This window comes from Rhodococcus sp. 21391 (assembly GCF_016772255.1).
Classification (GTDB): domain Bacteria; phylum Actinomycetota; class Actinomycetes; order Mycobacteriales; family Mycobacteriaceae; genus Rhodococcus_F; species Rhodococcus_F opacus.
On the sequence record NZ_CP063782.1, the window covers coordinates 131205 to 151597 of the forward strand.

18 protein-coding genes and 2 pseudogenes are annotated in these 20393 nt (G+C 65.3%); 11 read left to right on the forward strand and 9 right to left on the reverse strand.

Going from position 1 to position 20393, the window contains the following annotated elements:
* Window position 1: 1 nt before the first annotated feature.
* Window positions 2–1177, reverse strand: coding sequence for an acyl-CoA dehydrogenase family protein (locus GO592_RS35305; RefSeq protein WP_007299644.1), 1176 nt, complete (start codon window positions 1175–1177; stop codon window positions 2–4).
* Window positions 1178–1239: 62 nt separating this feature from the next.
* On the opposite strand from GO592_RS35305, the gene GO592_RS35310 reads away from it, so the two are divergent.
* Entirely contained in the window at window positions 1240–1692 is a 453-nt protein-coding gene (locus GO592_RS35310) for an FAS1-like dehydratase domain-containing protein (protein ID WP_007299643.1), read from the forward strand.
* Window positions 1689–2105, forward strand: a complete 417-nt coding sequence (locus GO592_RS35315; RefSeq protein ID WP_007299642.1) for a MaoC family dehydratase — start codon at window positions 1689–1691, stop codon at window positions 2103–2105. Before GO592_RS35310 ends, GO592_RS35315 begins: the two co-directional genes overlap by 4 nt.
* A 63-nt stretch (window positions 2106–2168) precedes the next feature.
* Here GO592_RS35315 and GO592_RS35320 read toward each other — a convergent pair whose 3' ends face one another.
* A complete protein-coding gene (locus tag GO592_RS35320; RefSeq protein ID WP_007299641.1) occupies window positions 2169–3851 on the reverse strand; it encodes an AMP-binding protein in 1683 nt (560 codons plus the stop codon).
* A gap of 108 nt (window positions 3852–3959) precedes the next feature.
* Window positions 3960–4739, reverse strand: a complete 780-nt coding sequence (locus GO592_RS35325; protein ID WP_007299640.1) for an enoyl-CoA hydratase/isomerase family protein — start codon at window positions 4737–4739, stop codon at window positions 3960–3962.
* Between the two features lie 235 nt (window positions 4740–4974).
* Here GO592_RS35325 and GO592_RS35330 point away from each other — a divergent pair, with 235 nt between their 5' ends.
* Window positions 4975–6099 (forward strand): helix-turn-helix domain-containing protein, encoded by a 1125-nt coding sequence (locus tag GO592_RS35330; RefSeq protein ID WP_007299639.1) that lies wholly within the window; start codon window positions 4975–4977, stop codon window positions 6097–6099.
* Window positions 6092–7063 carry a helix-turn-helix transcriptional regulator gene (locus tag GO592_RS35335; RefSeq protein WP_007299638.1) on the forward strand — a complete coding sequence of 324 codons (972 nt, stop codon included), beginning with the start codon at window positions 6092–6094 and terminating at the stop codon, window positions 7061–7063. Before GO592_RS35330 ends, GO592_RS35335 begins: the two co-directional genes overlap by 8 nt.
* 19 nt (window positions 7064–7082) lie before the next feature.
* Here GO592_RS35335 and GO592_RS35340 read toward each other — a convergent pair whose 3' ends face one another.
* Window positions 7083–7403 carry a 2Fe-2S iron-sulfur cluster-binding protein gene (locus GO592_RS35340; RefSeq protein ID WP_007299637.1) on the reverse strand — a complete coding sequence of 107 codons (321 nt, stop codon included), beginning with the start codon at window positions 7401–7403 and terminating at the stop codon, window positions 7083–7085.
* Between the two features lie 325 nt (window positions 7404–7728).
* Between GO592_RS35340 and GO592_RS35345 the strand changes: the two genes are divergently transcribed.
* The 5 genes from GO592_RS35345 to GO592_RS35365 all read left to right on the forward strand — a co-directional run bounded on the left by GO592_RS35345 (window position 7729) and on the right by GO592_RS35365 (window position 13252).
* Window positions 7729–9051 carry a cytochrome P450 gene (locus tag GO592_RS35345; protein WP_007299636.1) on the forward strand — a complete coding sequence of 441 codons (1323 nt, stop codon included), beginning with the start codon at window positions 7729–7731 and terminating at the stop codon, window positions 9049–9051.
* Window positions 9052–9055: 4 nt separating this feature from the next.
* Window positions 9056–10285 carry an NAD(P)/FAD-dependent oxidoreductase gene (locus tag GO592_RS35350; protein WP_007299635.1) on the forward strand — a complete coding sequence of 410 codons (1230 nt, stop codon included), beginning with the start codon at window positions 9056–9058 and terminating at the stop codon, window positions 10283–10285.
* A 58-nt stretch (window positions 10286–10343) separates the two neighbouring features.
* Entirely contained in the window at window positions 10344–11450 is a 1107-nt protein-coding gene (locus GO592_RS35355; protein WP_007299634.1) for an NAD(P)-dependent alcohol dehydrogenase, read from the forward strand.
* A 38-nt stretch (window positions 11451–11488) separates the two neighbouring features.
* Entirely contained in the window at window positions 11489–12925 is a 1437-nt protein-coding gene (locus GO592_RS35360; protein ID WP_007299633.1) for an aldehyde dehydrogenase, read from the forward strand.
* Between the two features lie 72 nt (window positions 12926–12997).
* Entirely contained in the window at window positions 12998–13252 is a 255-nt protein-coding gene (locus tag GO592_RS35365; RefSeq protein ID WP_039952490.1) for a hypothetical protein, read from the forward strand.
* A gap of 209 nt (window positions 13253–13461) precedes the next feature.
* Here GO592_RS35365 and GO592_RS35370 read toward each other — a convergent pair whose 3' ends face one another.
* The 5 genes from GO592_RS35370 to GO592_RS35390 are packed head-to-tail and all read right to left on the reverse strand — an operon-like array spanning window position 13462 to window position 18514.
* Window positions 13462–14196: an IclR family transcriptional regulator gene (locus GO592_RS35370; protein ID WP_007299631.1), complete on the reverse strand. Its 735-nt coding sequence runs from the start codon at window positions 14194–14196 to the stop codon at window positions 13462–13464.
* Window positions 14197–14247: 51 nt separating this feature from the next.
* Window positions 14248–15528, reverse strand: a complete 1281-nt coding sequence (locus GO592_RS35375; RefSeq protein WP_007299630.1) for a CaiB/BaiF CoA transferase family protein — start codon at window positions 15526–15528, stop codon at window positions 14248–14250.
* Window positions 15525–17045 carry a tripartite tricarboxylate transporter permease gene (locus tag GO592_RS35380; RefSeq protein WP_007299629.1) on the reverse strand — a complete coding sequence of 507 codons (1521 nt, stop codon included), beginning with the start codon at window positions 17043–17045 and terminating at the stop codon, window positions 15525–15527. Before GO592_RS35380 ends, GO592_RS35375 begins: the two co-directional genes overlap by 4 nt.
* A gap of 6 nt (window positions 17046–17051) precedes the next feature.
* Window positions 17052–17537 carry a tripartite tricarboxylate transporter TctB family protein gene (locus tag GO592_RS35385; protein ID WP_007299628.1) on the reverse strand — a complete coding sequence of 162 codons (486 nt, stop codon included), beginning with the start codon at window positions 17535–17537 and terminating at the stop codon, window positions 17052–17054.
* The gene (locus tag GO592_RS35390; protein WP_007299627.1) at window positions 17534–18514 is read right to left on the reverse strand and encodes a tripartite tricarboxylate transporter substrate binding protein; all 981 of its coding nucleotides are present in this window, start codon (window positions 18512–18514) and stop codon (window positions 17534–17536) included. Before GO592_RS35390 ends, GO592_RS35385 begins: the two co-directional genes overlap by 4 nt.
* Before the next feature lie 602 nt (window positions 18515–19116).
* Here GO592_RS35390 and GO592_RS46720 point away from each other — a divergent pair.
* Window positions 19117–19272, forward strand: a pseudogene (locus GO592_RS46720) (hypothetical protein); the annotation flags it as partial.
* 193 nt (window positions 19273–19465) lie between these two features.
* Window positions 19466–19786: pseudogene (locus GO592_RS35400) on the forward strand (transposase); the annotation flags it as partial.
* Window positions 19787–20393: the final 607 nt, after the last annotated feature.

The window sequence follows — 20393 nt, forward strand, 5'->3', positions numbered from 1 at the left end:
GTCAGCTCCTCGGCATTTCGAGCATGCGCTCGGCGACGATGTTGCGCTGGATGAAGGTGGAACCGCCGGCGATAGCGGTGCCGCGGGCCTGATATGCGAGCCGTTGCCACCGCGCCGTCTTTTGCGGCTCGTCATCCAGCGCGAATTGCCCGCCCACCGGCTCCAGGGACAGCCGGAAGTCGGCGAGTTCCTCGACGAGGGGGCAGAAGAACAGCTTGCCGATGGACGTGACCGGCCCCGGTGGACCGTCGTTGGCCGCGAGGGTGATGACACGCTGACCGATGAGGTAGTGCACGAGGGCACGGCCGTAGAGATCGGCAACCTTCTGCCGGATCACCGGGTCCTCGCCGAGCGGGCGACCCGCGTCGTCGGTCATCCCGGCGATGTCGGAGACGATGTCGTCGACGGCACGCTTGGTATTGACGCGGCCCGTCGCGATCGCCACCCGCTCGTAGGCGAGCGTGCCCATCGCGACCTTCCAGCCTCCGTCGACCTCGCCGACGACGAGGTCGTCGGGGATGAACACGTCGTCGAGGAACACCTCGTTGAACTCCGCCTCGCCGAGCATGTGCGCGAGCGGCCGGACGGTGATTCCCTCGCTGTCCATCGGGACGAGGAAGTACGTGATGCCCTTGTGCCGCGGACCGCCACCGGTGCGGGCGAGCAGAATGGCGTGGGCGGCGATGTGCGCGCGGCTGGTCCAGATCTTCTGCCCGTTGACCTTCCAGCCCCCGTCCACCTTGGTGGCCTTGGTGCGGAGGGAGGCGAGGTCGGACCCGGCATCCGGCTCCGAGAACAGCTGGCACCAGATCTCTTCGCCGGTCAGGATCGGGCGAAGGAACCGTTCCTTCTGCGCGGGTGTCCCGAAGTCGATGATGGTCGGGCCGGCGAAATCCTCACCGATGGTGTTGAGGCGCTCGGGTGCGCCCACGCGGTCCATCTCCTCGGTGAAGATGGCCTTGCGGATCGGGTCGGCGGCCTGGCCGCCGTACTCTTTCGGCCACGACATCCCGCCGTAGCCGGCGTCGAAGAGCAGCCGCTGCCATTGCTGCCAGAACGGCACCTTGTCGACCAGATCGACGGGTTCCGGCCACGGCAGCGTCGGGACCTCTTTTTCGGCCCACTCCCGGACTTCTGCACGGAATGTGGCCTCGTCTGGGGAATCAGCGAGCTCCATTGCACCCTCCTCACGAATTTAGGCTCAATGATACTATAGGTCAGTCCAAAAAGGAGGCCCGGATGTCCGACCCACTCCCCGCCGGCGTCGTCGACCGCGTCGAATACGACGTCGAACGCGGCAAGATCCGCGAATTCACGCGCGCCACGTTCACCACCGATCCCGTCCACACGGATCCGGCCGTCGCGCGCGACGCCGGGTTCGCCGACGTGCCGGCCACTCTCACGCACACGGTCGTCGCCGGACACCAGCGCGACCAGCGCGCGTTCGTCGACTCGCTGGGCCTGGCCCTCGCTCGGGTGGTGGTCGGTTCGGTCACGTGGACGTACCTGCGACCGCTCACCGCCGGCGACCACGTGGTCGGCAGCCGCCGCATCGTGGCCGACGAGCAGCGAGAAGGCAAGCGCGGCGGGACGATGCGCGTCGTGACCCTCGAGACCGAGTACGTCGACTCCGACGGCGAACCCGTGGTCCGGCTCGAGGAAGTCCTGATCGAACGAGGAGAGCAGCGATGAGAACACCGGCCAAGGTACGCGTCGGCGACACTCCGGACGTCCGGGTGGTCGGCCCGGTGACCCAGACCGACATCGTCCGGTTCGCCGGGGCAGGAGGCGATTTCAATCCCCTGCACCACGACCCCGGCTTCGTGGCCACGTCGGGCTTTCCAGGCGTCATCGCGATGGGTCAGATGCAGGCCGGGATCCTGGCCGGATGGCTGTCCGACACGTTCGGTGTCGAGCATGTGCGCTCCTTCGGAGTCCGGTTCGTCGCTCCGGTCTTCATCGGCGACACGCTGACCCTGGGCGGCACGGTGGTGTCGATCGACGAGACCGATGGTGAGTCGCTCGCAACGCTCGATCTCGTCGCCTCGGGAGACAAGGGCCCGGTGGTCACCGGATCGGCGAAGGTCGCGGTGGCCTCGACCTGATCACCCTTCTCGAACAATACGGAAGGGGCGAAGCTGAACAGCTTCGCCCCCTTACCTATTCGATCAGCTGACGGCCTGCGCCCGTTCCCGGTCCGCCTCGATCTTCGCCGCAATCTGCGCACGCAGTACGTTCTTCTGGATCTTGCCCGTCGCCGTCGTCGGCAGCGCCTCGACGATCTCCAGCCGCTCCGGAACCTTCTGGATCGCCACCCCCTGCTCGAGCAGGTAGGTCTTGATCTTCTCGAGCGTGATGTCGTCGTACCCGGGCGCGGCGACGAGGTAGAGGCACACCGCCTCCCCGAGGCGCTCGTCCGGCATCGCGACCGCCGCCACAGCGCGGACCGCGGGATGAGCGGCCAGGAGGTCTTCGACCTGACGCACACTGATGTTCATGCCGCCGCGGATCACGATGTCCTTGGTGCGGCCGGTGACCCGTACGTAGCCGTCCTCGTCCATCCGGCCGAGATCCCCGGAGAGGGAGTAGCCGTCGGGAGTGAACAGCTTGGCCGTCTCCTCGGGATTGTGGAGATACCCGAGCATGTGCATCGCGCCCTTGTAGGCGACGTCGCCCTCCTCGCCGCGCGGAACCTCGTTACCGAGTTCGTCGACGATCTTGACCGACTGCAACGGCAGCGGACGGCCGTCCGAGGTGAGCGACCGCTCGGGCTCGTCGTCGACCGTGCACATGGTGGTCGTGACGTTCTCCGAGCGGCCGTACAGGCTGAGCACCTGCAGGCCGGGGAACAGCTCGGCCGCCTTCGTGACGAAGCTGGCGGGGATCGGCGCGCCGGCCGCCACCCACAACCGCATGCTGCCGATGTCGTGCACGGCGGGGTCGTAGGCGTCCATGACCATCTGCAGGAACGTCGTGGCACTCACCGCGACCGTGCAGCCGCGTTCCTTGATCTGCTCCATGCCCCGGACCGGCTCCCACACCTCGATGAGATGCGACGCCGCCCCGTGCATGAGCGGGAGGACGATGCTGGTGACCAGGCCGGTGGTGTGGGTGATCGGCGAGGGGCCGAACTGCACGTCGTCGGGCGTGTACGCGAACCCCTTGGCCAGCAGACGGGATCCGCAGGCGAACGTGTTGAACGTATGGATGCAGCCCTTGGGGCGGGACGTGGTGCCGCTGCTGTAGACGATGACGAACGGCTCGTCCGGACCGACACCGGGCCCGAGTTCGTCGATCGCCTCGTCGGGGCCGATGTCCGCGAACAGCGACTCGAACGACACCGCACGATTCGGGAGTTCGCCGCTCCCGCGGACGACGACGACATCCTCGAGCGATTCGACGGCATCCAGGACGTCGGTGTACATGCCGGCGTAGTCGAACTTCTTGAAATTCTGCGGCGTAATCGCCAGCCGCACACCGGCATTACCGAGGATGTACTCGACGTCGTCGCGGCGGTAGATCGGCATGATCGGCACCAGGACCGCGCCCAGTCGCGACAACGCGACGGCGATGATCGCGAATTCGATCCAGTTCGGAACCTGCACCGACACGCGGTCGCCGGCAGAAATGCCGTGGCGCCGAAGGCCCACCGCAAGACTGAGCGCCTTGTCGCGCAACTGCCGGAAGGTGAGGCCCCCGCTGGTGTCGTCGGTCAGGAAGACACGGTCACCCCGCTCGGCGACCTGAGCCTCGAGCATGTCGAAGAAGGTGTCGCGGTGCCACTGCCCGGTGGCATAGAACTCTCGGATCTGTTCGTCCGAATAGCGATCGGTGACCGATGCGAACGCCATGGGAAGCCTTCCTCTGTGCGCAGATATGGAGAGGGAAATAGAAACTCCGTGTTGGCCCTCACAATATAATGGTTAGACCGAAGTTGCAACGAGTTCCCCGGGCGGAGATCACCGCATGCTCCATACGGGAGAACGCTTTTCGCGAAACGCGGTAACGCCCTCGACGATGTCCTCGGTCGTGAACGCGAGAGCGAGCTGGGACTGCAGCGCCGTGAGGGCATCCGGCAGCGACATGTCTCGGGTGTTGTTGATCGCCTCCTTGCCCAGACGCATGAGCAGCGGCGATTTGCCCGCGAGCCGCCGCGCCCACGCGCGGACCTCTGTCTCGAAGTCGTCGTCCGGGATCACGCGGTTCACCAGCCCCAGTTCGAGCGCGTCCGTGGCCGTGATGAGCTCGCCGTACATCATCAGCTCGTTGGCCTTGAGTCGCCCGACGTTCCGATAGATGAGGGCGGAGATCATGAACGGGAAGACGCCGACGTTGATCTCCGGACACCCGAACCGGACCGACTCCTTGGCGAGCACGAAATCGCACGCCAGCGCGAGACCGAACGCGCCGGCCAGCACGTCGCCGCCCGCTGCACAGATCACCGGCTTCCCGAGACCGCCGATCAGCTGATACAGCCGCGGAAAGCGATCCAGACCGGCGTATTTGACGATCGTGGGTGTCTCGCTCGCGAACGCCTTGAGGTCGCCGCCCGCCGAGAAGATCTTCTCGTGTGAGGACGCGAGCACGACAACCCGTATGTCGTCGTCCCCGCGCGCACGTTCGAGTGCGGCGAGCAGCTCGTCGAGCACGTCGTCGGACAGCGCGTTGCGGGTTTCGGGGCGATCGAGAGTGAGCACGGCGATGTGCTCGTCGACGTCGTATCGCACGGGGTGCGCCATAGGGTCGATCCTTTCAATTTTGGTCTTACCATTCGACCCTAGTAGACGACGGGATCCGGGACAAGATCTTCCGCGGAACACGTGACGTATTTGGACTGACCATATACATTGGGGTGAGGTCGTGGACGGCACGGAAACGTCCCAGGTGACACCTCCTATACTGTGCGTTAGGTCACAGGAATGGGCGACGGTGTCGTCGTCATCCGTGCGGCGGCCGCGGCGCGAGGAGTGGTGAGTGGTCATTTCGACGAGTTCGTTCGAGCTTGCCGAGCAGGCGGTCGCAGAGTTGCGGGAGCTCCTCGGGAGCGAGCCGAACCTGGTCCGGCTGGCGGACGGCGAGCCCGACCTCACGGTGATCCGTGCGTTCGCGGCCCGGAAGCTACGTGAAGGCGTCGCCTCCCCCGAGCACACCCTGCGCCTCGCGGAACTCGTGACGCGACTCGACGCCGCGAGCCGCGACGACATCGCCCGCCGACTGCGCGTCCACACCGCCCAGTTCGAGGCATTGCAGCGGGTCGTGCGTGCGCTCGACACCGGCTCGGACCGCATCGCCGAAGTCGTGACGCAGGAATTGTGCACGAGCCTGGGATACGGCAAGGCCATGTTCTCCGTCGTCCGCGGTTCCACCTGGTCGCCCGTCGCGCTGGCCGTCAACCCCGCACTGACAGAGGACTTCCACGAACTCGCCACGGCAATCGACGGACGCGAGATCTCGCTGCGCGACGCCCCCCGCGAGGCCGAACTGGTCCGGCGCCGTCGGCCTTACGCCGTGGACGGTGTCGACACCTACCGGCATACATACCGCCCACTCATCGATCTGTCGCGGCCCGCGGGATACATCGCGGTTCCCATCGTCGTCGACGCCCGCGCGGTGGCGATGATCCACGTCGACCGCCAGAGCGACAGCCTGTCCGACACCGACGTCCACATCGTCGGAGTACTGGCGGGCGCCTGCGCCTCGTCGAAGGAACGCGCCGACCTGCGTCGGCAGATCCATACCCGCAACGAGCACGTCGACGCCGAGATCCAGCGGCTCACGCAGGCACTGCGGCACCTCGAGCAGCCCCTGACGATGCCGGAACTCGCCACGTGCGACCTCCCCCGCTCCGGCGCGCAGAGCGGGGAGGACACGTCGCAGGCGCCGGCCATTCCTCGCGCGCACACCTTGACCGCTCGCGAGCGCGAGGTGCTCACACTGATGGCGACGGGAGCGACCAACGCGGCCATCTCCCGTCGCCTGTGCATTTCCGACGGCACCGTCAAATCCCACGTCCAGCGGATCTTCAAGAAACTCGGCGTCTCGACGCGAGCCGAGGTGGCGGCGCTGTGCGCCAACGCCAAGACGGTGTCCGGTGGCTGACGCGCCCCACCCCGACGAGAACACCACGGACACCGAACTCGATCGCGCCATCGCGGAAGTCCTGACCGAGATGCGGGTGGCCGACCCGGCACAGTCGACCGAACTCGGGAGACGCCTCGTCGACCTCCTCGACCGCAGAAACGCCGCCGACGCGAACCGGACCGTCGAGATCGGCACGATCGCGGCCGCCATCGATCGCGCCGTCCAAGCACTGGACGACGCCGCCTCGAGTACGGAACTGATGCACCGCGCGTGCGAACGCGTCGCGGAATTGTGCTCTGCGAAAAGGGTTGTGCTGTCCCGCCTCGACGGGGACCGGATCATTCCCGTGGCCTGGTTCAGCGCCGACCCCGGCACCATGCCGTCAGCACCGGCCGAATTCGACATCGTGGACGGTTCGCCGGAAGAACAAGCGCTCGCGACGAACACGGTCAGCGTCGACACCGACGTCCCCGCCGCATTGCAAGAACTGCTGGGCACCAACGGTTTCACCACCGCTCCGGTCGTGGTCGGCGCCTCCGCCGCCGCGCTCGTGCACGTCGACACACCCCTGGACGACACTCGCCGCCGCGCACTGGGGGTGTTCGCCGAAGTGCTCGGCGGGTGCTTCGAACGAGTCGGCCTGGAATCGCGCCGTGAGCGCCAGAACGCGCTCCTGCACGACAGCGCCCGGCGATGGGCCGGCGACACCGACGTCGACACGGCGCCCCCCGGCGACGCGTCCGAACTCGCCCCGGCGCAGGCCGACCGCGACGCCGCCGAGCCGCGCCTGCTCGACCCTCTGACCGACCGCGAATCCGACGTCGTCCGATTGATTCTCACCGGGGCGTCGAACTCGACGATCGCCGAGGAACTGGTCATCACCGTCGACACGGTCAAGTCCCATGTGAAACGCATCCTCCGGAAACTCGGCGCCACCAACCGTGCCGAACTGATCGCGAAGTATCAGCCCGGCACCCGGTGACAGAGCCGGTGGATGCCCCTCAGGCGTCCATGGACGGCACTGTCACGGTGACGGTGTCGACGTCCGGCGTGAGCACGAGCTGGCAGGCGAGACGCGAGCACGGCTGTACACCGTCGAGGAATTCGAGGAGGTCCTGCTCCTCCAGCGTCGGTTCGCCGAACGCCGCGCTGGAATCGTCGTCCAGGTACACGTGGCAAGTGGCGCAGGAGCAGCTACCGCCACATTCGGCGACGATGCCGGGGAGGTTGTTGCGGACCGACCCGTCCATCACGCTCTGGCCGGCGGGAACGTCGACGGACGACGTCGAGCCGTCCGGAAGCTGGTACACGACGGTGGGCATGGTGATCTCCTTCAGGTTGACCGGTGAACATCTGCGCGGCCGTCGCGCCGAAGCGGGAAGGTCCGGCCGCGTTCTCGGTACGAAAATTGTGTCGCCGGTCACTGGCCGGGCACATCACCACTTCGGGTGATTACCCCCCTCCCGTGGGGTGAATCTTGCCTCGCCGACCGCGAGGTGCCCGGCACACATCCCCCGTTAGGTGGACAACTTTCGATCAATGGTGTGATGCCCCTCACTCCTGTGGCTGACAGGCTGGAGTCACTCCAGTCGGCGAGGGCGCCGCGACGTTCGGCGCCGCACCACACTGCACCACGAAGGGGAATCGATGAGCACTACAGAGCAGGTCACGGAACTTATTCCGGACGCTGTCGCCCGTCAGATCGTTCTGCCCGAAGGACACCGGGACAACGACGCGTTGTTCGAGGCCTACCGCTGGCTGCGGGAGAACAACCCGCTCGGGCGCGCCGAGGTGGAGGGGTACGACCCAATCTGGCTGGTGAGCAAGCACGCCGACATCATGGAGATCGAGCGTCAGCCCGACATCTTCACCAATGCAGGCGGGGAGGACAAGGGTTCCGTCAACCCGATCCTGGCGAACCAGGCCGGCGACGCGTTCACCAAGAGCATCAACAACGGCAGCCTCCGCGTCCTCGAGACTCTCACCTACCTCGACCCGCCGGAGCACACCGCGATCAAGGACATCGCGCTGGACTGGTTCCGGCCCACCAACCTCGCCCAGTGGGAAGCCACCATCCGCGACCTCGCGAAGGCTGCCGTCGCCCGGCTTCTGAAGACGGACGGCCGGATCGACTTCGTCAAGGACTTCGCCCTGCACTACCCCCTGCACGTCATCATGAGCCTGTTCGGGGTGCCGGAATCGGACGAGCCCCGCATGATGGCCCTCACGCAGGAGTTCTTCGGGACGGCCGATCCCGATGCCGCGCGGGAGGACGTCGAACCGCTCACCCCGGACGCCGCCGCGAAACAGTGGGTGGCCACGATTCAGGATTTCTACGCCTACTTCGAAAGGCTCCTGCAGGACCGGCGGGCCAACCCCCGCGAAGATCTCGCGACGATCATCTCGGTGGCACGCAACGAGAGTGGCGAGTACTACCCGAACGAGGTGGCCTACGGCTACTTCATCGCCATCGCTACCGCTGGTCACGACACCACCTCGAGTACCCTCGCCGGCGGCATGCTCGAACTCGGCCGGAACCCGGAACTGCTCGCGAAGGCGAAGGCCGATCCGGCGCTCGCGCCGCACATCGTCAACGAATCTCTGCGCTGGGCGTCGCCGGTGAAGCACTTCATGCGTCAGGCGACGCAGGACTACACGCTGCGCGGCCGGAACATCAAGAAGGGCGACCGCTTCATGCTGCTGTACCAGTCGGGCAACCGGGACGCGGACGTCATTCCCAACCCGGACACGTTCGACATCACTCGCCGACCCAACAAGCACATCGCCTTCGGTTACGGGCCTCACATGTGCATCGGGCAGCACTTGGCCAAGATCGAACTGCGCATCATGCTCGAGGAACTGCTCCCCCACATCGAGTCGCTCGAACTTGTGGACGACACGAAGATGATCCAGACCAATTTCGTCGGCGGGCTCAAGAACATGCCCGTCCAGATCGAGTTCACCCGATAGCACCATGGTCACACCACATGCGTCACCCACCGTGGTGATCGTCGGGGCCGGGCATGCCGGCGGCACTCTCGCCGGCATGCTGCGGCAGCAGAAGTTCGACGGTCGCATCGTCCTGTGCGGGGACGAAACCCATCCGCCCTATCACCGCCCGCCGCTGTCGAAGAAGTACGCCGACGACGAGTTCGTGCAGTGGCTCAAACCAGAATCGTTCTACGCCGACAACGAGATCGACACGCTGCTCGGTGATCCGGTCAGCCGCATCGACCGGGACGCGCGAACCGCGACGACCGTGTCCGGAACGGTGCTGGAGTACACGACACTCGTGCTCGCGACAGGCGCCGCGCCGCGGACGCTGTCGCTCCCGGGAAGCGATCTCGAGGGTGTGCTCAGCCTGCGCACCCTCGCCGACGCCACAATGCTCCGCGAGGCAGTGCACACCGGATCGGCGCTTGCGATCATCGGCGGTGGCTACGTGGGACTCGAGGTCGCGGCGTCGGCCCGCGCCCGCGGATGCGACGTCACGGTGATCGAACGGGAGGACCGGGTGCTGGCCCGAGTGGCGAGCCGGGAACTGTCGACGGCGCTCACCGACTTCCATCGGAAGCGGGGAACCCGCATTCTCACCGGGGCCGAGGTCCGGGGAATCAGCGGCTCCGACGGCCGCGTGGCCGGGGTCGAACTCGGTGACGGAACCGAGATCGCCTGCGACCTCGTCCTGGTCGGGGTCGGCGCCATCCCGAATGACGCGCTGGCACGCGAGTCCGGCCTCGAGTGCCTCGCCGGAATCGTCGTCGACGGCTCTGCCCACACGAGCGATCCGCATGTTCTCGCGATCGGGGACGTGACCTATCGACTGCACGACACGCTCGGGAAGATGGTACGGCTGGAGAGCATTCCGAGTGCGGTCGAGCAGGCGAAGCAGGCGGCGGCAGTCATCATGGGCGCCCCGCTCCCACCGCACGAGGTGCCGTGGTTCTGGTCGGATCAGTTCGACCTGAAGATGAAGATGGCGGGCATGATCGGACCGGACACGCAGGCGATCCTGCGCGGCGACGCCTCCGACACTTCGTTCGCACTGTTCCACCTCGACAGTGACGGGATACCGGTGGCCGTCGAGACCGTGAATGCCGCAGGCGAATTCATGGCCGGCAAGAAGTTCATCGGGAATCGCACCAAAGTCGACCGCACTGCCCTCGCCGATCCCGCGACACCGTTGCGGGAAGCCGCTCTCTGAGCATTCGATCCACGCCGGTCTTCCGGGGCCGGCCCCCACAGACACGGAGTCATTGACGATGGAAGCACTCGCAGCAGTCGCGAGAGAACCCCACACGGAGTTCTCGCTCGAAACGATCACCATCGACGGACCGAAGACCGACGAGGTCCTCGTCGAAATCGAGGCGGTCGGCATCTGCCACACCGACCTCGCTGCCCGCGACGGCGCCCTCCCCACCGCGCTGCCCGCGGTCCTCGGCCACGAAGGCTGCGGCTTCGTCCGCGCAGTCGGCGACGGCGTCACGAAGGTCGCCGCCGGCGACCGCGTCGCCATCACCTTCAACAGTTGCGGAACCTGCCCCTCGTGCACCACCGGGGCACCCTCCTACTGCCACCAGTTCATGCACCTCGCCTACGACGGAGTCCGCGAGGACGGCACCGGCCCGCTGTCGACCACCGACGGCGAATCCCTGACCGGCCTGTTCTTCGGGCAGTCCTCGTTCGCTACCTACAGCCTCGCGTTCGAACGGAACGTCGTGAAGGTTCCCGCCGACGTTCCCGCCGAACTCCTGGCTCCGCTCGGCTGCGGAATCCAGACCGGCGCCGGCGCCGTCATGCGCTCCCTCGACTGCAAGCCCGGATCCGCGATCCTCGTCGCCGGCGCCGGATCCGTCGGACTGGCCGCCGTCATGGGCGCCGTCGTCCAGGGCGCCACCACGATCATCGCCGCCGAACCGCACCAGTCGCGGCGCGACCTCGCCCTCGAACTCGGCGCCACCCATGTCATCGACCCCGGTGCCGGTCCGCTGGCCGAGCAGGTCCGCGCGATCATCCCCGCCGGAGTCGACTACGCGATCGACACCTCCGGCATCCCGGCCGTCATCGAATCACTCGTCGGCGCCATGACCTTCCACGGCAAGATCGGCCTCATCGGCGTGCCCGCCGACCCCGCAGCCTCGGTGCCGCTGAACATCATCAACTCCCTCGCCATGGGCCTGACGATCACCGGAATCATCGAGGGCGACAGCGTCCCCGACGAGTTCATTCCCGAACTGGTCGAGCTGTACAAGGCCGGGAAGTTCCCGCTCGACAAACTCGTCACCACCTTCCCCTTCGCGAAGATCAACGACGCGATCGACGCCCAGCACCGCGGCGAAGTCCTCAAACCCGTACTCCTGCACGACTGACGACCCCACCACCGAACCTTTCCGATAAGGACACCCCGATGACGATCGACTACCCCGATCTCTACATCCGCGGCGGATGGGCCCGGCCCGCCGGCGACTCGACGATCCCGGTCATCTCCCCCACCACCGAGCAGCGAATCGGATCGGTTCCCGAGGGCACCGAGATCGACGTCGACGACGCGGTCGACGCTGCCCGCGCCGCGCTTACCGACTGGGCGTCGTGGACCGCGGCTCAGCGCGCTGAAGTGCTGGGCCGCTTCGCCGACGAACTCGAATCCCGCGCCGAAGACACTGCCACCCGGGTGAGCAGCCAGAACGGCATGCCCATCACCCTCGCCCGGCAGTTCGAGGGCGGCTTCCCACCAATCCTGCTGCGCTACTACGCCGACATGGCTTCGAAGCAGGAAGACGAGATCCGGCCCGGCATGCTCGGCGGCTCCACCCTCGTCACCCGCTCCCCGATCGGTGTGGTCGGCGCCATCGTCCCCTGGAACGTGCCGCAGGCCATTACGTTCCTCAAAGTTGCCCCCGCACTCGCCGCCGGATGCACCGTCGTCCTCAAACCCTCCCCCGAGACCGTCCTCGACGCATTTCTGATGGCCGAGGCCGCCATCGCGGCCAGACTGCCCTCAGGCGTGCTGAACATCGTCCCCGGCGGACGCGAACTCGGCGCCTATCTCGTTGCCCACCGGGGCATCGACAAAGTCTCTTTCACCGGCTCCACCGGTGCCGGACGCGCCATCGGCCGCACCTGCGGCGAACTGCTCCGCCCCGTCACCCTCGAGCTCGGCGGAAAGTCCGCCGCCGTCGTCCTCGACGACGCCGACCTGACCGCGAACCTCGACTCCTTCTACGCAGCAACACTTCTCAACAACGGGCAGATCTGCTGGCTCGGCACCCGCGTCCTCGCACCCCGATCCCGTTACACCGAGATCGTCGACACCATCACCGACCTCGCCAGGGGTTTGTCCGTCGGCGACCCGCTGTCCGACACCACCCAGATGGGACCGCTGGTGTCCGCCCGGCAACGGCACCGCGTCGAAAGCTACATCGACAAGGGCCGCTCCGACGGCGGCCGCGTCACCACCGGTGGACGCAGGCCCGACAAACTCGACCACGGCTGGTTCGTCGAACCCACCGTCTTCGCCGACGTCGAAACCGGCCACACCATCGCCCAAGAAGAAATCTTCGGACCCGTTCTGTCGGTCATCCCCTACACCGACGAAGCCGAAGCCCTCACGATCGCCAACCACTCCGACTACGGACTCGGCGGCTCCATCTGGACCGCCGACCCCGAACGCGGCGCCCAGTTCGCCCGCAATATCGCCAGCGGGACCATCGGCATCAACGGCTACGCCAACGACCCCACCGCCCCCTTCGGTGGCATCAAGAACAGCGGCCTCGGCCGCGAACTCGGACCCGAGGGCCTCGCGAGCTATCAGCAGCTCAAGAGCATCTACCTCGACGTGCGATGACCCAGTGGATGCGGTCGTGCCATGCGTCGCACGACCGCATCCAGGCACACGGACAGAAAGAACGGTGACGTCGTGACGAAGGACGAACTCGCCATGCTCGACTTCGCGGTCAAGTGGGCGCCCTTCGGAGGCGGAGACGAACTCATCCTCCCCGAGTTCGGGATCTTCCCCACCATTTTCTACCGCCGGTTGCGGCGTCTCCTCACCCGCCAGACCGACATCAACGACAGCGTCCGGCGTCGATTGGACGATCTGTGCATGACGAAATTGGAAACTACTGCGCGGCCGCGCAAGACGTACTCGCGAGTTCGCAGCAGCACGCTTTGACGCCCTCGCGCCGTGGAGTCGCCCTACGACTTCTCGGCCCGCCACGGGTACATGTTCCACTCGACGTTCGCCACCGAGGATGGGTAGAAAGGAATGACAGCGCTCGTCAAGAAGCGCTCGCCCGACCTCGAGCACCGCTGGAAATTCATAATCGACTGTCGAATTCAGTACCGCAAGCATGCGATCTGAGGAGAGAGCTGACCGTGGGCTCAACGGTCTCCCCGCGCTGCAGCACACTGCCCGATACTGGTTGCCGCCTCCAGCGTGGCTGCCGCGATTTCAGAGGATCGGCCTTCGATTCGCCGACTTGGTCCTCCTACGGCCAAGCATGCGATGACGTCGTGGCCGACAACGATTCGTGCAGCGACGGCGCTGAGATCCGGAAAGGTATCGCCGTGATTGAAGGCGAGGCCGGTCCTTCGTGCCTCCACGATTTCAGCGCGCAACTTCTCGCGCTTGTCGGGCTTTATATGCTCCGCAATGTACTGGTCGAGCTGCTCCCGATCGAGTTGGGTGAGGTAGAGCTTCTCGATCGACGACGGGTGATCACTCGGGGGGCGGAACCGTGGCGGCGAGTATCGAACAGGTTGATGCGACTCCAGGCTGTGCAAGTATATGAGTGTCTCGCCAACCACACGGCCCAGCATCACGGTTTCGTCGAACTGCAGCAGGAGATTGTCCATGAAGGGCTGTGCGATCGGCACAACAGAGGGGTAGTCGACGCCCGCTAACGCGCCGACGGACGGGCCGGCTCGGTAGCGCATTCCTTCGTAAGTGAGGTAGCCGCGCGAGACCAGGGCCTTCAGCAGTGGGTGCACGGATGACTTGGCAGCCTCGAGCTGGTCGGCGATCTCTCCCAATGCCACGCCTTCCTCGGATGCTACTGCGATCTCCAACGCGTGCAGCGCACGTAAGACTGCGCGGTGCCCCTCACTCCCGGCCATACCAAAACTTTCTCGAGCTGTGTTTGCTGGTGGAGGAAAGTCTATCGTTCCTCACACGGAGCGTCCGGTTCCTGCGAGAGCTGTAGCGCCGGAGGTTTCCGCGACGATTCTCCGCTCGAGAAGATCCTCGATCATCGCCGCAGAGCGGCCGAGCTCGCCGAGTAGTTGCCGGGAGTGCTCACCTAGTGCGGGCACCGGGCGTACTGGGTAGTCCTTTCCGCGTTCGTTTATTACTTGGCGCAGTGTGCGCACCGGTCCTACGGGGGTGGGGGTCTCGACCCATCGGTCACGTTGGACGAGTTGCGGGTGTTCGGCGACGACTGGGAGAGTGTTGATACGGGCGCACGCGATCCCGATGTCGTCGAGCAACGTGGTGAGCTCGGCGGCGGTGAACTCCCGGCAGGCCGTCGCGACCAGAGTGTCGACTTCGTCGCGGCGCCGCGCGCGGGCCACATTGGTGGCGTACCTCGGGTCGGTAACCAGCTCTGGCCGGGCTATTACCTTCTCGGCGAGGCGTGCCCATTCGCGGTCGTTCTGGATGCCGATGACAACGGGTGTGTCTCGGGTGGCGTACTCACCGTAAGGCACGAGGGACGGGTGGCCGAGGCCGATCCGTTCAGCTGGGCTGCCGTGGTGCTGAGCGTAGTAGATGTGGTTAGCGATGAAGTCGGTCATTGCGTCGATCATCGCAACATCGATCACGGTTCCCCGTCCGGTGCGCTCGCGTTGGAACAGCGCCATCATCGCTGCCGAGGTCATGTACATCCCGCTGGCGACATCTGCGGCCGAGAAGCCCGGTTTGACCATCACCTCCTTGTTGCCGGTGACGGCCACTGCACCGGATTCTGCCTGCACCAGTGCGTCGTAGGCGCGTTTGCCGGCGTAGGGTCCTGGTGTTCCGTATCCGGAGTTGGAGATGACGATCAGGCGCGGGTTGCGCCGGGTCAGATGGTCGGCGCCCAGCCCGATTCGATCGACTGCCCCAGGACTCAGGTTCTGCATGAACACGTCGGCGGAATCAAGTAAATCGAGGACTATCTGCTGGCCCTCAGGAGTTTTGAGGTCGACGGCAAGTGATTCCTTACCGCGGCCGGTCCAGAGGAAGACGCTCGATAGCTCGCCCTCCACCGCGACGTCGTATCCTCGCGCGAAGTCGCCGCCGTCGATTCGCTCGATTTTGACCACTCGCGCTCCGAGGTCGGCGAGCTGCCGAGTAGCGATGGGGACGGCGACCGCGTGTTCGAGTGCGACGACAGTGATACCGGACAGGGGCAGGTCCTCATTCTGCGATTGGACGGCGGAAGTCGTTGTGGTGTGGTTGTTATCAATCATTGATGGGACTCCTCGCGCAGTCGTTCGGTGATCGGTCGGTGGCGGCGACTACGCACGGAGCGCAGGGCCATGATGGTCATGAACGCGGCGGCGAGGGTGAGAATGGTCCCGGAGATGGGACGGGTAACGAACACTGCGACGTTGCCACCGCTGATCAGCAGCGATTGTCGAAGGGCCGGTTCGAGCATCGATCCAAGCACGAATGCGAGGACGAGCGGCCCGGGCTCGAAACCGAATTTGCGCATCCCGTAGCCGATGACGCCGAAGGCAAGCACTACCCACAAATCGAAGATGCTGTTATTGATACTGAAGACACCGAGCATGGTGACCACGACAGCGAGGGCGGCGAGGATCGCGACCCGCACATCCAGGATCCGGATGAACACCCGGACCAACGGCAAGTTCAGGATCAGCAGAATGACGTTGCCGAGAAGCATCGAGGCAATCACGCCCCAGAAGATCTCGGGGTTCTCGTGCATCAGTTGGGGGCCGGGGGTAATGCCCTGAATAAGCAGTGCACCGAGGATGAGGGCAAGGACGGGATTGGGGGGCAAGCCGAGAGTGAGCAAGGGCAGGAACGACGACTGGGAGCCGGCGTTGTTCGCGGTTTCCGGGCCGGCGACGCCCTCGATGGCGCCGTAACCGAAGCGCTCCGGGTTCTTCGATCGCCGCTTCTCGGTCGCGTACGACGCGAGTGAGGCGACCATACCGCCGCCGCCCGGCAAGAGCCCGAGGAAGAACCCGATCATGCTGCCGCGCGCGATAGCTCCGCGGGACTGACGCAGTTCGGTCCGGGACGGGAGCACATGACCGACGCGCGCGACGTTGCCGTTGGATTGGCGAGATTGCTCGAGGGTGTGGAACAACTCTCCGAGGCCGAATAGTCCCATAGCGACAGCGACGAAATCGAAACCGTTGAGTAACTCGATGCTGCCGAACGTGAATCGGGCGCTACCCTCGATCGAGTCCTGCCCCACCGTAGCCAACAGGAGCCCGCAGGCAGCCATCAGTAGGGCCGCGGCGAATCGTCGCGATGCCAGATACGCCGCTAACACGATCCCCAGCAGGGCGACGACGGCGAATTCCGGCGGCCCGAACTTCAATGCGACCGAAGCCAGGACGGGTGCGAGCAGAACTAGACCGACAACGGCGACAAGACCGCCGACGAAGGACCCGATCGCCGCGATGCCGAGGGCAGGGCCAGCCCTGCCCTGGCGGGCCATCTGGTAGCCGTCGAAGGTTGTCACCACGGACGCCGCTTCACCGGGGAGGTGGAGCAGCACGGAGGTGATGGTGCCGCCGTACATGGATCCGTAATAGATTCCTGCCAAGAGGATGACAGCTGTTGCAGGTTCGAGGCCGTAGGTCAGGGGCAGCAGGAGTGCGATGGTTGCGGTGGGGCCCAAACCAGGGATCACACCGATGACCATTCCGACCAGTACACCGAGCAATACGAACAACAGATTTGTTGGGGTCAGCGTGGTCTCGACGCCGGTGAGAATACCGGAGAAATCCATGAGACTTCACCTTCCGGGGGCCAGCGGCCCGATCGGGAACGGTACGCCGAGAAATTCGACGAAGACAATTTGCAGCCCTACGACGCCGAGTGCCGCGGTGATCATGGCGAGTCGCCAGGACTCCCCGAAGAGACGGAGCCATACGACCAATAGAACGAAGGCAGGTACGGGCATACCCGCGAGAGGAAACATCGCTACGAAGAACGCGACTGCGGTGATAGCGACAGCCACCCGCGCAACGTCGCTGACCGCGGCGGGTTCACTGCGGTCAACCCCCGTGGCGAACAGCCAAACGCTCATGATCGTCACTGCGACGGAGGTAATGAGCGGCCAAGCTCCGGGCCCCGGCTCGGTGAGCTCGCCTAGCCCGAGACGCACCGACTCAGCTGCGGCCAGCACGCTGAGAATGATCAGTATTGCGGGAGCAATTCGATGGTTTTCGACGACAGTTGCGGTCGCCGCTCCTTCCTCGATTTCCAACTTATCGCTCATTTCTCGACCGCCTCGCGCCACTGGACTGCGGAAGAGCTGATCTCGGCGCGGACGGCTTCGGGACCAGCGTCGTCGTCACGCACGAACTCTGCTCCCAGCACTTCGGCAGTCTTCGGGTCCTTCAGGCACGAGTCCATGGCCTTCGCGAGGGTGTCCCGTACACCGCTATCGAGGCCGGCGGGAGCAAGCAGCGCGACGTTCACCGTGGAATCAGGCAAGTCGGGGTATCCCAGTTCCGTGAATGTCGGTATCTCGGGCAGAAAGTCGAGTCGTGCGTCTGCGCCGGTCGCCAGAGCTCGTAAAGCTCCCGACGTGATCTGCGCGAGCAGTGCCGGCGAGGTACTCAGGTAAGCGCTGTCAACGTTGCCCCCGAGCACCGCGGCCGCCGACTGGTCGTTACTGACAAACGGAACATTGGTGAAACCGGGCCCGCCCGCGTCGGTGATTCCGTTCATGGCGAGCGCAAAGACACCCTTCGACCCTGGCATTGCGACCGAGAATGAACCACCCTTCTGCCCGGCAGCATCCAACGCTTCCTGCCCGCTGCGATACGGGCTGTCACCCTTCACCACAAGAACAGACGGGGCGAGGGTGATCCCGGAGATCGGGTCGAAGCTGGATCCGTCGTACCGCGCGCCATCAGTAACCAGAGGGACGAGCGCCGCCGTCGAAAGGGAAACCACCGAGAGGGTGTAGCCGTCCGGCTCCGCGCTGGCGACTCTGGTCATACCAATCGCCCCGCCGCCACCGTCCTGGTTCTCGACGATGAACGTTCCACCAAGCTCATTTTCAATGCACTTCGCCGCTACCCGCGCGGTGGTGTCCGAAATACCGCCGGCAGCGAACGGCGTGATGATCCGCACGATCCCGGATGGGTAGTACTCAGTGCTTGACTTCGGCATCTCTGCACATCCGGCTGCCACAATTCCGGCGACGGCAAGCAGCACGGCAATTCGGGGAGTCCCGACCATCGACATCACATTCCTATATACGAATGATTCATCCTTATACCGGAATGAACGGTAGGACAGCCGGACGCGTGATGTCAATCACACCGCAGCACTGTTCGTTCAGGCGTACGACGGGTCGATAGCCGGGATCGGGGCCGTCAACCGCTGCCGTCGACCGCCGCTCCAAGCCCACAACCAGCACGTATGCGGTCAAGTCACCGCGGCACCACACCGCCGCAATTGCGGTGGACGTCGCGAGTTCTAGGCGGAAAAACAATGTCCCGCACGGGGAGGAGATCACCTAGCCCGGAGATACTCGCGAATGCAAGTGCTCTCAACGAGCCGGCGGTTTGCGGTGCGGGCGCCAGAGCGACCAGACGACGGATGCGCCACCTGTGTTCGACTTCCGGGAGTGTCCATTCCGTGGTGATCAGCACACTCCGGTCGTATTCTTCCGGTAGTGGTTCCCAATGAGTAGCGGCGCGTCAGTGGAGTCAGGCTTCGGAGATGGCGAATGTAGACCCGGCGGGACCTGAACGCAACGTCGTCTCCCCTGTCGCCTCCGAACTCGAGAACAGAACGATGGGTTTCATGACGCCCACGAGGTGGGACGCGGCGGCTTCGGCTCGGTGTACCGGTGCGTACAGACTGCGTTGGATCGCGTGGTCGCCATCAAGGTTCTCGACGGCCTCGACCGTGATGACCGCGAACGCTTCGTCCGAGGACAACGAGCGATGGGACGCCTGTCCGGGCATCCGAATATCGTCCAGATCTTGCAGGTGGGCGTGCTAGCCGGGGGGCATCCGTACATCGTGATGCCATATCACGGTCGGGACTCTCTCGAAATGGGGTTCGGCACCACGGGCCCTTGCCGTGGCCCGACGCCTTCCTGTTCGGAGTCAAGGGTGGAGGTTCCCCCTCGAGTGTGGACATCGTGGACACTGGGTCGTGAAGGTCCCAGAGGAAGAGATGTCACTGATGGCGATGAAGGCGTACTCGGCGGAGTTCAAGGCCGATGCCGTCGCGCTGTACCTGTCCGATCCGAACAACACGCTCGAGGGCATAGGCCGGGATCTGGGAGTCAGCCGCGAGACCCTGCGCAACTGGGTACGGGCCGAACTCAAACGCACCGGTACCTCCACGGCCGAACTCCGGGCTGGGTCGGCGCGGCCGGCATCGCCGGGCGCGGTATCGTCCGAGTCCGTGTTGGAGGAAGAGAACAGGCAGCTCAAGGCCCAGATCCGGAAGCTCGAGACCGAGCGGGAGATCCTGCGCAGGGCAGCAAAATATTTCGCGGGCGAGACGTGCGCCACGAGGCGCTGGGTTGGTCGAGAGGTGGTGAGAGACCGCCTCCCTCGGGTCGTCGCAGCGGCCTGAGTGAAGCTGGGGGCAGCCCTTGCCGGGGAACGACGGTCAAGGGTGGCAAGCGGCCCCGACGAAGGTGAGTCGTACTGGAACTACCAGACGGTGCGGGCTCGCTGAGCAAGGTCAGAAGGTACAGCGTGAGCGAACCAGTGGTGGACGCTCCGTAAACGCGAAGCCGGCTCAAACCTGGTGGATATCGGGCCGGTATGCAGCGCACGGAACCTGGGGGCTGTTCGGCCCGGGTTTCGACTCCGAATCTGTGTGTCTCGAGCGGTGAGGAGGCCGCGCCGAATGTCTGCGGCGTAGGCGCGGCGATGCTGCCGGAGTACAGCTGGGTGCCTCCCTGACCGATCGATCACCTGGTGAACGTGGGAACCGCCTTGTGTGTGCGGCCATCTCACCCGGCAGCCAGCCGGGCGTGGGTGGAAGGTTCGTGTCCGGCCGAGCACTGCGAGGTGGGGCGGAGGCCCCGTAGTAGTCGCGGGAGTGACGACCCGTCTGTGGAGGTCGCGAGAGGCGATCGCAGGGCGAAGGGGGCCAG